At 38.6% G+C, this 13,778-nt stretch carries 12 protein-coding genes; 2 read left to right on the top strand and 10 right to left on the bottom strand.

All coding sequences use genetic code 11. From position 1 onward, the window contains the following. Window positions 1-12 precede the first annotated feature (12 nt). From ACIQXR_RS12660 to ACIQXR_RS12635, 6 genes are all read right to left on the bottom strand, one after another. Complete coding sequence (locus ACIQXR_RS12660) at window positions 13-618, bottom strand: nucleotidyltransferase family protein (RefSeq protein WP_402872998.1); 606 nt, start codon at window positions 616-618, stop codon at window positions 13-15. Continuing rightward, window positions 615-1,568, bottom strand: a complete 954-nt coding sequence (locus ACIQXR_RS12655; protein ID WP_403080074.1) for an XdhC family protein — start codon at window positions 1,566-1,568, stop codon at window positions 615-617. Before ACIQXR_RS12655 ends, ACIQXR_RS12660 begins: the two co-directional genes overlap by 4 nt. 259 nt (window positions 1,569-1,827) lie before the next feature. After that, entirely contained in the window at window positions 1,828-2,274 is a 447-nt protein-coding gene (locus tag ACIQXR_RS12650; protein ID WP_402873001.1) for a HEAT repeat domain-containing protein, read from the bottom strand. Window positions 2,275-2,547: 273 nt separating this feature from the next. Then, window positions 2,548-4,278, bottom strand: a complete 1,731-nt coding sequence (locus ACIQXR_RS12645; RefSeq protein WP_402873003.1) for a glycine betaine ABC transporter substrate-binding protein — start codon at window positions 4,276-4,278, stop codon at window positions 2,548-2,550. After that, entirely contained in the window at window positions 4,275-5,486 is a 1,212-nt protein-coding gene (locus ACIQXR_RS12640) for a quaternary amine ABC transporter ATP-binding protein (RefSeq protein WP_402873005.1), read from the bottom strand. Before ACIQXR_RS12640 ends, ACIQXR_RS12645 begins: the two co-directional genes overlap by 4 nt. A 254-nt stretch (window positions 5,487-5,740) precedes the next feature. Then, window positions 5,741-6,880 carry a glycerate kinase gene (locus ACIQXR_RS12635; RefSeq protein ID WP_402873008.1) on the bottom strand — a complete coding sequence of 380 codons (1,140 nt, stop codon included), beginning with the start codon at window positions 6,878-6,880 and terminating at the stop codon, window positions 5,741-5,743. A 203-nt stretch (window positions 6,881-7,083) separates the two neighbouring features. Between ACIQXR_RS12635 and ACIQXR_RS12630 the strand changes: the two genes are divergently transcribed. Continuing rightward, window positions 7,084-8,688 (top strand): FMN-binding glutamate synthase family protein, encoded by a 1,605-nt coding sequence (locus ACIQXR_RS12630; protein ID WP_402873010.1) that lies wholly within the window; start codon window positions 7,084-7,086, stop codon window positions 8,686-8,688. Window positions 8,689-8,765: 77 nt separating this feature from the next. On the opposite strand, the gene ACIQXR_RS12625 is transcribed toward ACIQXR_RS12630, so the two are convergent. The 4 genes from ACIQXR_RS12625 to ACIQXR_RS12610 form a co-directional block, all read right to left on the bottom strand. Next, window positions 8,766-10,001, bottom strand: coding sequence for an MFS transporter (locus ACIQXR_RS12625; protein WP_403080072.1), 1,236 nt, complete (start codon window positions 9,999-10,001; stop codon window positions 8,766-8,768). Between the two features lie 172 nt (window positions 10,002-10,173). Beyond that, a complete protein-coding gene (locus ACIQXR_RS12620) occupies window positions 10,174-10,446 on the bottom strand; it encodes a hypothetical protein (RefSeq protein WP_402873015.1) in 273 nt (90 codons plus the stop codon). A 177-nt stretch (window positions 10,447-10,623) separates the two neighbouring features. Next, window positions 10,624-11,562 carry an MBL fold metallo-hydrolase gene (locus ACIQXR_RS12615; RefSeq protein ID WP_402959404.1) on the bottom strand — a complete coding sequence of 313 codons (939 nt, stop codon included), beginning with the start codon at window positions 11,560-11,562 and terminating at the stop codon, window positions 10,624-10,626. A 186-nt stretch (window positions 11,563-11,748) separates the two neighbouring features. Beyond that, window positions 11,749-12,342, bottom strand: a complete 594-nt coding sequence (locus tag ACIQXR_RS12610; protein WP_403080070.1) for a branched-chain amino acid aminotransferase — start codon at window positions 12,340-12,342, stop codon at window positions 11,749-11,751. A 176-nt stretch (window positions 12,343-12,518) separates the two neighbouring features. On the opposite strand from ACIQXR_RS12610, the gene ACIQXR_RS12605 reads away from it, so the two are divergent. Next, window positions 12,519-13,634: an NAD(P)/FAD-dependent oxidoreductase gene (locus ACIQXR_RS12605; RefSeq protein WP_403080069.1), complete on the top strand. Its 1,116-nt coding sequence runs from the start codon at window positions 12,519-12,521 to the stop codon at window positions 13,632-13,634. Window positions 13,635-13,778 lie beyond the last annotated feature (144 nt).

Genomic DNA, 13,778 nt, shown 5'->3' with positions numbered 1-13,778 from the left:
GAAATCCCCTCATTATCTGTTTGATTCTACGTGTTTTTTCCAAAACAAGTACTCTTTCATACAATCAATGTCAGTAAACAGTTGTTCGTCATTAAAGGGTAAAAGAATTCCTTGCTCCATTTGCTCCTTCAATATCTTTTTTGCACCTTGATCTCCTGTTAAGTGAAGTATCTTGGAAAAAAGCTGGTTATCTAAAAGAATGGGTGGCTGGATAATATCAAGAAAACTAGAGGCAACAAAGGAGGTCGTAGGTTTTTGTTTATATATTTTAATGAGTTGATTTATCATATCTGTCGTAATAAAAGGTTGATCGGCAAGTAAAATGATGACTGCATCCGAATGTAAGATGTTCGCTTGTTCTATACCGACTTTAAGTGAGTGAGATTGTCCCGCATTAGATTTGGTAACTTCTACTTCCATTACTTTTTGGGTGCATAATCCAGATAAGTCTAGTCGATTTTGGTGTTGAGAAATGAGGATAATATCATCCAGATTTGAATCGAGGGCCTTTTCTAAACCCCATCTACCTATTTCTTTATTACCTAATGTTAAGGTTAATTTATTTGTTCCCATACGATAACTATTACCAGCAGCCAAGTATATACCGGAAATTCTCATTGACCGGTCTTCCTTGTTTTTATTTGAATTAGTTCAGCTATGATACTTACTGCAATCTCATATGGTCCTACAGCTCCGATCGATAAACCAATGGGTGCATGTATATTCTTAGGAATTTCATCATCAAATAGACTTGCCGTTCGCTTTCTTGAACCTAAAATGCCTAAATAGAATAATGACTCATCTTTAACAAAAGAAAGGATTTCCTTATCTCTTTTAAAGTTATGGGTCATTATAATGACATAATCGTCTTTTTTGAAGGAAATTTGTTTCTCGATTTCTTTTGGGAAGCCAATTATATACTTATCCGCTTCAGGTATATTATGTTCGTTACAAAGTGATTCTCTCCAATCACAAACTGTAACCGAGAATCCGGTTTGGGAAGCTAAAGAAACAACTGGATGTGCATCTGCTCCAGCACCAAAGATAATTAATCGAGGTTTTGGCGAGAACTTTTGAGTAAATACATAATTGGATGTTTGACTATATCTAAGCGATTCGTCTTTGAATGAATCTTCTGGTGAAAAATAGGATTCTGATAAGTTCCATTCATTACTTAGTACTCTTTGATAAATGCTATCCTTGCCCTTGGTGATTGTGTCGTTGATACATAAAAGATTTTCTTTTAACTTATGATCTACATATTCAAGTAAAATATATAAGATTCCATTACAACCTGTAGATACTCCCCAATCCAAATCTTCATTATTTTCCATGTTATAGACGACGGTTTCCGCTTTTTTACTTTCAAATATTCTTTGAGAATGATGCAATAAATCGGTTTCCAAACAACCAGCACTAATAATGCCTGTGAATGTGCCATCTTTTTTTATGAGCATCGAGGTACCTTCACGCAAGTATGCCGAACCCTCCACCTGAATAATTGTTGCTAAGACACACTCCATAGAAGTGTTTTGCACTTCTTCCAAGATTTCGAATAGTTGATTCATGATCCTCCCCCGGTCATGTATGAATTCAAATAGGGTATTACTATCATTATGTTGAGTTATGAAAAAAATGAATCTTAGTGGAGAAAGTAGGATTACTTCTTTTTATGATTCGATTTACAAGCTCTAGGAGGTTAGGCCTTTCAATGGTTTATGAATGTTTTGAATATGTGACGAGATGCATATTCAATCTAATATGTATGCATAAGAAAAAGGAGCAAAATGATTGCTCCTTTTTCTTATGCTATGAAACTAAATCGAATTACTTTTTCGATAACCCTTCCCAGGTAGACTGAAGCCACTTATCGAAGTCGGCTCCTTTTTCGCCTTCGTAGGCATCATATATATCAATTCTCATCTTTTTGAACTTCTCTTTGAACTCGTTATACGCATGGCCTTCAGGCAAGCTCTTTTTAATTCTTACCAAGACTTTGGTTACCCCTTTAAACAATTCACCTTTTTTCTTTGCAGGTAACTGGACATCTTCACCTAAACCTTTTAATTGACGGTAGGCTGCCTCTTGTACTTTATATACAGCATCGTTATTCATAATATGTGTTAGAATATCAATTACTTGTTGGTTTTTCAGCTGTCCTAATTCTTCGATAGCATCTAACCGTTCTCTCCAGTTCGCAGTACGGTGTGCCGATTTTTTTAATTCCTCATAATTTGCTGGTAATTCGATTGCTTTTGCTTCTTTATTATTCAAATGTATCAATTCTCCTTCTGTCTGTATGTAAGAATCAAGTTCTGACTAAATGAAACCATTCTTACATGTGGTACTAAGAATATATATATTCTTATCTATCTAGTATACCCTTTTCTTTATGTTAATATAGGAAAATTTTATAGACTGCCTAAGTAAATGTCCTAATCTGCACAAAAGTATAAACAATATTCACCATTTTGGTTTTGTTACCTTACATTCTGCTTCAAATAGTCTAATGCAAAAAGGGATCCCCAAAATGAGAATCCCTTTTCTTTAGTCATTTAATTCTTCAATAGAATCGATATCCATATAGGTTGGTACCACTAACCCGAGTTTCGTACCTTTCAAGTTTGGCCCAAGATCTACAATATCTTCTTTGTATTCTTCGTAATATTCAGCTGAAGTGGTTGGTAACCAGGCGGCAACCATAGCATCAGCGCTACCATTTGCGATTCCTGCGAACATAGGACCTATCTCTACTTGCTGTAAAGTAACCTTGAACCCTTGTTGTTCCAGAACCTTTCCAATTACATGGGTGCTAGCGATTTCTGATTCCCATGCTACATAAACTAGACTGATACTTTCTCCATTTCCTTTTTGTGCCCCGTTTGTCCACTCTGCTACTTGTTTTGGATGTGCCGCTATCCATTTTTCTGCAGCTTCTTCGGGTTCGATTCCAGTTGCTGTATCTGCCATCACTTCTTCCATATCACTCGATTTCCAGAAGAATTGATCCAGTACGGTATGGGCTCCTTTCGCATCCTTTTCAAGGCCTTTTCTAGTAATGGTATGAATGTCTTCATCTTTACCATAGGAGTTTTTGGGATCTTCAAGATATTTCAAGTCGAATGATTGAAACATCCAGTGCGGCGTCCAGCCAGTTACAATGATGGGTTCTTTATTGCCATAAGCCTTTTTCAATTCAGCGGTCATGGCAGCTGATGATCCTTCAACAAGGGTCCAATCATCCAGGTTATAATCTTCCATAGCCTTTTTGGTGGATTTCATGATTCCTGCTCCTGGGTCAATACCGATAATTTCATAATCGGTCAGACTGCCTACACTACCTGAATTCTCCTCGGAAGGGTTCTCTCCTTGTAAAGAAGCAAAAATACAGGCACCTAGAAACAAGACACCAAAAACTGAGAAGACGATTCGTTTACTCAAAAAATTCGTATAGGCAGGATTTCGTAGGTTTTGTGTAATTCGGTCTAGGATAACGGCGATTATGACAATAGACAAACCCGCTTCAAACCCTTGTCCTACTTTGATCTGAGCTACAGCACGATAAACTTCTGCACCTAGACCTGGTGCTCCTACCAAGGAAGCTATAACAACCATGGAGAGAGCTAACATAATGCTTTGATTAATGCCGGCAAAAATGGTTGGCGCAGCCAATGGTAATTGAACTTTGAGTAATTTTTGATTATTTGTTGAACCGAACGCATCAGAAGCTTCAATTAATTCTTTCGGAACTTCCTGTATGCCAAGATTGGTTAAGCGAATTGTCGGTGCAACTGCAAAGATAATCGAAGCGAAAATACCAGGAACAACCCCAATTCCAAAAAATAAGATGGCTGGAATCAAATATACGAAAGCTGGCATTGTCTGCATGAAATCCAGAGTTGGAATGATGATTTTTCTCGCAGTAGGACTTTGGGCAGCCCAAATCCCTATCGGAATACCAATCGCAATCGTTAAGATCGCCGATGAAAGAACGAGGGCCAAAGTTTGGACACTAGCTTCCCAATAACCCAGATTATCGATTAACAGGAGCGCTAATACTGTAAAAAGGCCTAACTTCCATTTACTCGTATAGGCAACTAAAAGCGTCAAAAATATAATTAAAACCAGTGGTGGCCCTATACTCAAAGCATCAACAAGGATATTTAAAATCCCTTCGATTAATCGTGTTAGAAAAGAGAATAAACCAGCGAATGTGATGGTGATCCAATCAACGATTTTATCAACCCAAGTGCCTAATGGGATTCTTGTGATATTCATGTATTCACTTCCATCTCGTTCAAGGAATCTTTATTACCAGCCAAAGCACCAATGACGGCTCCACGGATAATGACTCCTTTCAATCTTTTCTCTTCATCGACTACAGATATCGGAAGTGTTGAAGTGGACATCACATCTAGTATTTCAATGAGTAATTGGTCTTCCTTAGCTAGCGGTATATCAGTTGTCATGACCTCTGATATAGGTTGATGGCTGTCTATAGCTTTAAGGGCCTGCTCAGCTGTAATGGCGCCCAATAACCTTAGCCTTCGATCTACTACAAAGATACTTGAATATCCTTGCTTCCGCATAATTTCCAGTGCAACCCTTGGACCACGGTCCACACTGATTTTCTCTGCTCTTTTCATAACATGGGAAGCGGTTAATACCTTCGATAAATCTACATCTTCAACAAATTTCTCAACGTATTCATTTGCAGGGTTCATCATGATCTGTTCAGGTGTCCCGAGCTGGATGACGCTTCCATCCTTCATCAATGCGATTCTATCACCAATCCGTAAAGCTTCATCCAAATCATGTGTGATGAAAATGATGGTTTTCTTAAATTGGTCTTGTATCTCAAGTAATTCATCTTGCATATCTTTTCGAATTAGCGGGTCAAGCGCACTGAATGCTTCATCCATTAAGATGATATCAGTATGGCTAGCAAGTGCCCGGGCTAAGCCGACACGTTGCTGCATCCCACCGCTCAATTGGGAGGGTACCTGATTTTCATACCCTTTTAGTCCCACAACCTCTAGGGATTGCATCGCCCTTTTTTCTCGTTCTTCTACCGGCACTTTTTGTATTTCTAATCCAAACTCGGTGTTTTCCAAGATCGTTTTATGAGGGAATAAAGCAAAGTTTTGAAACACCATACTAATTTTTTTTCGTCTAACTTCCCTTAAACGAGAAGCATTCATTTTAACAATGTCTTCATTATTGATGAGGATTTCTCCCCTAGTAGGTGAAATTAAACGATTGAACATTCGAATTAAGGTGGACTTCCCGCTTCCAGATAGCCCCATGATCACGAAGATTTCACCCGGATAGATTTCGAAGTTCACTTTATTGACACCAACTGTTTGACCAGTTTCTTTTAAAATTTCCTTTTTGGATTTCCCTTTCTCCAATAAATCGATGGCTGCTTTTGGAGACTTACCGAAGATCTTTGATACATTCCTAACCGTTACAATTGGTTCTTCCATCAACTCACCTCTTCATTCATCATGTGTTCTTAACGAGTTATGTATAGAATGTGCTTCCAAACCAAATACATTCGTATGCAACTAAGTATGTACAATCATCCCATCGAGGATTCAGGAACTTTTTAGACCCACCGGATGTGAAAAGGAATGTTCTATAAGGATATGTTCTTATCTGGCATACGATAAAAAACACAGCAAGTACACTGTGTTTAAGGAATTTCCACTATTATTTTCTCAATCCCTCATGTCAATAATTACTGTCCAGAAGAAGCAATAAAGGTACGCAGAACTTGTTCAGTCAGCATCTCTAACAGTTCAGCTCCACGTTCCATGGCTTCATGTAGTGACATAGGTTCGTTGACAAGGCTATGCACACTTGTAAATCCATGTTGATATAAAGCATCAACCCCTTTGCCTATTGAGCCTGCTAGGGCAAATACAGGGATTCTTAGTTTCTTCGCTTCTTCAGCCACTCCCATTGGCGTCTTCCCTGATGTCGTTTGAACATCGATTTGTCCCTCTCCAGTAAAAACACATTGTGCTCCCGATAACTTTTCTATAAGACTTGAATATTCCATGACGATATCGACGCCTCTTCTCGTTTTAGAAGGAAAGAAAGCTTGAAAGGCACCACCAATCCCACCCGCTGCACCAGCCCCTGCTTTATGGTGTAATTGGACACCTGTCTTGATTTCCACCAGATCCGCCCAGGTCGATAAAGCCTCTTCCAACATTTCAACCATGTCTGGGGTTGCCCCTTTTTGCGGACCGAATACTTTAGTTGCCCCATCGGCTCCAATCAACGGATTTTGGACATCTGTAGCAATGATGAATTCACATTCAGCTATTCTTGGCTCGAAATCATGCATCTCAATCGCTGTAATGCGTGATAGTTCCGCTCCTCCATATCCGATTTCTACCCCTTCTTTATCTAAAACCTTCAGCCCTAACGCTTGGAGCATACCGACACCAGCATCATTTGTGGCGCTACCACCGATGGCTAATATGAATTTTCGATACCCGTCATTTAGCGCTTGATGAATAAGCTCACCCGTTCCATAAGTCGTCGCAATTAAAGGATTCAGCTTATTGGGTTCAACTAGACATATACCGGATGCAGAAGCCATTTCGACTACACAGGTTTCTTCATCTCCTAAAACCCCATAGGCAGCTTGTACTTTGTTTAATAGTGGTCCATTTACTAGTACGTCAACTCTTTGACCATGTGTCGCAGCTATTAGACTTTCCATCGTTCCCTCACCGCCATCAGCCATGGGGACTACTACTGTTTCTGCGTAAGGCAAAACCCTTTTAACGCCACGCTCCATTGCCTGTGCCACCTCAGGGGCCGTCAAACTTCCTTTAAAGGAATCTGGTGCAAGAACGATTTTCATAATTCCATCTCCTTCCTAAGCGGTTTATATATACAGTTAATTATAAACTTAATAGACGGATTATTCCTTCTTCTATTGAATCACGCAGTAAACGGGGACCATGAGGAAAAAATGAAGCGCATGTGCCCCCATTGGATAATTGTATAAATGCAGGAAGGACCGCGTAGATTAAACGATATAGTTCTGCATATAGGAGGGGTAAAATGGATGTCATAGCCAATCTTTTGATTATCTTGGGATTCGCTCTTGTCTTTATCATTATAATTATGGCTGTCCTGATGTTGATTTACATGATTTTCTTTGACCGAAACCAGAAGCATCATGCAATACTTAGAAACTATCCCGTACTCGGAAGGGTTCGCTATTTCTTGGAAAAAATCGGACCAGAAATGCGGCAATATTGGTTTAACAGTGATAATGAAGGGAAACCTTTTTCCCGTGATGAATACGAGCATATGGTTAAAGGTTCTAAATATTTAAGAGATGTGGTAGGGTTTGGTTCAAAACGTGATTTTGATGAGGAAGGTCTTTTTGTTCGAAATAGTATGTTCCCAAAACTAGCCGAAGAAGAGAAATACGATAGGGAAACAAAAGTGAAAACCAAAAGGTATATCCTCCTAAAAGATCCTCTCTTTTCGCAAAGAGAGGAAAAATGGGAAGATGAAGAATCACTTGCCTTTTTATTGCACGACAATGATACGGTAGTTATAGGCCCAAACGTAAAATACCCATTTAAATTAAAAGGTCTTATCGGAATGTCTGCGATGAGCTATGGATCTCTGGGTAAGAATGCTATTACAGCTTTGTCTGAAGGGTTAGGCATGGCTAAAGGTACTTGGATGAACACGGGTGAAGGTGGTTTGTCTCCTTATCATTTAGAAGGTGGAGTGGATATCATCATGCAAATCGGCCCCGCAATGTTTGGCGTACGGGATAAGTTTGGTGAGATGGATTGGGATGAACTGAAAAGGAAAAGCGAAATTCCACAAATCAAGGCATTTGAAATAAAATTAGCTCAAGGAGCTAAAACTCGCGGAGGACATATCGATGCAGAAAAGGTAAATCCTGAAATTGCCGAAATACGAAAAGTTGAGCCTTATAAATCGATAGATAGCCCGAATCGTTTTCATCAATTTAGTGATGTAGGTACTTTATGTGAATTCATTGAAAAAATCAGGAATCATACAGGGATACCAGTAGGAATCAAGATGGTCATCGGGGGAAATGATAGTGTCGAGGAATTGGCTAAATATATGAAAGATACTGGAAAAGGGCCTGATTTCATTTCATTGGATGGTGGGGAAGGCGGTACGGGAGCTTCATATCAGGAATTGATTGATAGCGTAGGATTGCCTATTAAATCGGCGTTACCCATTCTTGTATCAACCCTTGAGAAATATGGAGTAAGGAATCAGGTTAAAATCATTGCCTCAGGAAAATTATTCACCCCGGATCGGATAGCAATTGCTTTAGCCATGGGAGCTGATTTGGTCAATATTGCCCGGGGATTCATGATAGCGATTGGTTGTATACAGACAATGAAATGTCAATCCAACGCATGTCCAGTCGGAGTAGCGACAACTGACCCAGACTTGCAAAAGGCACTGGTCATTGACGAAAAGAAGTACCGGGTCGTTAACTTTCTTGTCACTTTACGAAAAGGTCTTTTTCGTATATCGGCTGCTGCTGGTTTAGATTCACCTGTCGATTTTCAACCAAAGCATATTAGCTATAAAGATGAAAAAGGCATCGTAACTTCATTGGAAAATATCATGCACGAAGTAAAAGAAAAAATAGCCACACAATAACGTCTACTCCTACACTTTATTTTCATAAAAGAAAAGGGCCTCCCGACGAGAGACCCTTTTCATATATATATCAAGAATTAGGCATTTAAACGAAAATCCACTTTTTCCTCTTCAGGTTTCTTGTTCTTGTCTACCAACTGACCATGGCGATAATAGACATACACCGCAGAAATAAAACCTATTATTGAGAGAAAAGCATCGAAAATGAATATGATAGATATATTCCCACTTTTCGACATCATCCCTGTGATAAGCGGCATGACAATTGATGCCAATCCAGCTGCGGTTGCAACAAATCCTGTAACGGTCCCTTTTTTCTCCCAAAAGAATTCAGTCATAATTGTAATGGCTAATTGGAAAACGCCTGCAGTAGAAAGGCCAATAAAAAAGGCTGTAATGGACACGATGATAGGTATCTTAACTAAAAGGATCGTCAAAATAGAAATAAAGGTAATAATCGGATAAACCATGATGACGGTAATTGGTTGTAAAAATTTCTTTAGCAATACAGATAGAACCAAAACGGAAATGAGAGCACCCAAACTATAATAACTTAATAGTTTTATTGAATTGGCTATACTCATGCCTACCGCTTCCTGTCCATATGATGGAAGCCATATTTGGGAAACGGTGAACAAGCCAGTCGATGTAAACCCAATTAAAATAAGGGCAAATCCCTCTTTCCTCAACACCGGTTTCCCTTTGAACTTGCTCTTCTTTGTAGTATTCTCGGGCATGCTAGCTTTTCCTTTTGGGTTACTCGGGAAAGATACAGTAAATAAAAATAGCATATTGATTAAATAAATAGCAGCAGGTATAAAGAAGGCGTATCCGTAAAACATATCATGATCTGAGATAAATAGAATCATGAAAGGAAGAAGGAATGCTCCTGCAGACATAAAGGCTTTAACTAAAACACTAGCAGAGCCAGCTGAATTAGGAAAAATCTCGATCAGACCCGGATATGAACCGGCATCCATCGATGAATTGGCAACACCTGCGAGTATTGCAAAAACAAAAGCCAATTGATAACTCGGGGACAGGGGAATCCCGATTAGAAAAATGCCCATACCGAATGCAGAGGCATAGACTAGCGGTTTCCGCCCGATTTTATCTGATAAATAACCAGTATAGGCATATGTAAGCAATTTCCCTACTCCGATAGCAGCAATAATATAACTAATACCAGCACTATCCGTATCCCATTGCTCCGATAAATAAGACATATTCGATGCCAGCATGATATTCACCATACCAAGCAAGAAATAATTCATATAAACTCCTGTTGCGGTATTCAAATGCCTGTTCTTCATTCTCAAAACTCCCAACTAATTAGTGACAGAGAATCAACTTTAAATTTTCTGAATAATATAATTATATAACACTTTCCATCATATTACGATACCCCGTCATGTAAATAACGCCATATTTCATATTTTTAATGAGTATGAATAATCTCCATCTCTTTAGTGCTGTCCTATTTTCCTAACTTAAAGAATTATACGTATCGATCAGCAGATTAAGTTGTTTAATATCCTCTCTTCCTCTGATTCCTCTGCAAAGATCCGCCATCTTTTGTAACATGATTATTTGTTGTTCATATTTAAAAGCTTTATTATTGCTCTCCACTCTACTAGTCTTTTTATCGACATTCGAAATTATTAATCCTAAAAGCCGGTTTTTAATTTTCATTTGATTAGTAAGCTCTTTAACGAAATGTTCTTTCTTTGCTTTATCCCAAAATAATACTTTGTCCACGGAGTACCCTCTTCCTTTCACTTGATTATTAGTATAAACTTCGAAACAAAAAAAGAATAATGGTAAATCTCAACTTCAATTGTAAGATTACAATGGGATAGAACAATGTTGGCAGTTTTTTAATATTGAATATATTGGGTCAAAACGATAAAAAAGCTCATAAAATGAGCTTAATCATTAAATCGATTGGTAATACCAAATCCCATCTCTTTTATATTTTCGGCATTTTCCTTTGGAATGGAGATACTCTAGGTGAGCCAATGTCTCCCCAATTGCAAACCGAGATTCGTGAGTCGATAGGTGTTTGAACAGAATCTTACAAGCAGCTTGTATAGTGGTCGGTTCTTTCATATTTTCATAGGCTACATGTAACCGTTCTTGGTGGTGATCTAATAATTCCGTAATTCTTTTATTTGCGTCTTTGAAGGGCTTTCCATGTGAAGGAATCACATAGTCTACATGTAACTTCTGAATTTTCTTTAAGGAAGTAAAAAAAGCCTCCAACGGATTGCTGATTCCTTGAAACCAATAAGATATGTTTGGAGAGATTCTCGGCAATATATGGTCAGTAGAAAAAAGAATGCTGTTTTCCTTATTGTATAAAGTAATTAACCCGTCTGAATGTCCTGGTGTAAAAATCACCTCATACTCTAGCTTGCCAAATAAAATCTTCATTCCTTCCTCAAGATGATGGTTAACCGTGGGATAGGGCTTTACCTTTGGAATAAAGCTGCTTTCATCACTAGATAAGGCTTGGGCTAAATCCTCTTCCATACCGCATGATTCATAATTAGATTTCAGGAAATCGAGTGTTTCAGGTTCCCAATAGGTAGTGCCTGCTTTTTCATCCACTTCCGTCATCCACACATCAGCACCCGTTAACCGTTGTAAATGACCTGCATACCCAAAGTGGTCGGGATGATAATGAGTAAGGATAATATCCCCTATTTCATGTTTTTCGATTATCGGTTTCCATATATCACGTGCTGTTTGGTTGTTTAATCCTGCATCGATAATTGTCCACCCATTCGCTCCTTCGGCTAAAAAACAATGCACGTGATCTAACCTAAAAGGCAATGGAATCGTCACTTGTGTAACTCCCAATTCATTCAGCAAATATAATTACTCTCCTTCTAATTCTGGATTTTTTATATTAAATAAAAAGAGAACTAAATAAGAATTCAATGTTATTTACTAATTCGGCACTTTTTCAATAGTTCCTTTAATTTGGTTATGACAATAAAAATAAAAGGATGCACATGAAGACCCCCATCAAACAATGATGGGGGTCATTCATCTATTTTATTGTTCTTCTTCGATTGCTTCATTGAGGTTAAAAAGAAAATGGTAAATTAGTTGGAACGCTTCACCTAACGTCATCTCTTCCTTAAATCCTTGTACAGCATTCAAGGCAAAATTAACGTCCCATAGCCCGTCACCTTGGTTAAATATCATGCTGAATGTCCCAATATCTCCTTGAAGTTCTTGATTGAAATAGGCTTTAAGTGCGTCTCCCATTTTTTTCTGGAATTTCAACCCGAACATGGCGTTATAAGTGCCGAATACATCATCTACTTCCAAAGAAAGTGCCTCAACTCCAATTAAATCAAACCAAGATGATTCAAAGTAAAGGAATTCATTTTTATTCGTTTTTAAGTATTCAAGAGGCTGTTTTAGAAATGCAGCTGTTTCTTCCTTAATCAATTCTTCGGTTTCTTTATCACTGAGTTCGATATAAGCATCAGTAAAGCGGGTAGTGTTTTCTATTTCTACTATAGTTATATCATCAGCGAGTAACTGATGCTTTTTTACATATGCCTTTTCTTCTGTATATAACTCAATCGTATCTCCATTCAAAGTCTTCGATATGTATGTTTCCATTTGTTTTCTTAACATCGGTATTCGTCCTCCTAATATCTTTTCAAGCCTTTTCCTCTTAATCATAGCATAACTTACAGAGATAAAATAACTGTGTGAATAATCAAATACCATTCAAGATGTAGCAATCGGATAGTGTCTTCGCTATAGTTATAGAAGAACGTTTACACAAATGAAAGAAATGGGATGTTTATATGCAAAAAATCATTATAATAGGGGCAGGGATTTTAGGCGCATCCACTGCCTACCAGCTTGTAAAAAAAGGCGCTGAAGTAGTCATTATAGATCGTCAAGATAATGGGCAAGCCACCGCTGCTGCGGCAGGTATTGTTTGTCCTTGGATATCGCAGAGACGTAACAAATCATGGTATCATCTTGCTAAAAACGGGGCCCGCTTTTATCCAAGTTTAATTAAAGAGCTTGGAAATGATGGGGAAACAGAGACAGGCTACGCTAAAGTAGGGGCCATCAGCTTACATACTGATGAAGAAAAACTGATGGGCATGCAAAAAAGAGCGACAAAGCGTAAGGAAGATGCTCCTGAAATTGGTGATATCACTATGCTCAGTGTGGAAGAAACACGCGCTCTCTTCCCACCACTTTCGGATGAGTATGCAGCGGTTCATATAAGTGGTGCGGCACGGGTTGATGGTCGCGCGTTACGAGATAGTTTATTGCGTGCGGCACAAAAAAATGGAGCGACATTGATTCATGGCGATGCTTCACTGAACTTCGAAGGTAATTCTGTAACCGGTGTAACGGTTGAAGGCAATAGCATGGTTGCAGATAAAGTAATTGTCTGTGCAGGTGCATGGGCGTCTCATTTACTTGAACCATTAGGAGTAAACTTTCAAGTTAGCTTCCAAAAGGCACAGATTATCCATCTAGCATTACCAAATAGCAACACGAATAACTGGCCTGTTGTTATGCCCCCTAGCGATCAATACATATTAGCTTTCAATGAAAATAAAATTGTAGCGGGAGCCACTCATGAAAATATGGAGGAATTCGATTACCGAATGACTGCAGGAGGTTTGCAGGAGGTTTTTGATAAAGCTTTACATACTGCGCCAGGTTTGGCCGAGAGTACATTTACTGAAGCAAGGGTCGGCTTCCGTCCCTTTACCCCAGGCTTCCTTCCGGTTATTGGCCCCCTTCCTGATTGGGATGGCATCATCGTAGCCAATGGACTTGGTGCTTCTGGTTTAACAATGGGACCTTATATTGGATCTCAACTGGCGAACCTTGCTCTTGACAGGGAATTAGACATTGATTTAAAAAACTATGACGTAAAGGGTGCAATACTGTAAATCTTCATTTCGACTTAAGTAGAACAACAAAAAGATCCAAGGCATTAATCTATAAAGTGTACCCTGTGTAAAGGACATTTTAAAAAAGCCTAAGCAATTTTTAAAAGATGATCTCTGTATTGAACAGGGGTCATCTTTTTTAGG

The sequence above is a fragment of the Peribacillus sp. NPDC097224 genome (assembly GCF_044761985.1).
Lineage (GTDB): Bacteria > Bacillota > Bacilli > Bacillales > DSM-1321 > Peribacillus.
This window is presented reverse-complemented; position numbering and strand designations above follow the sequence as displayed.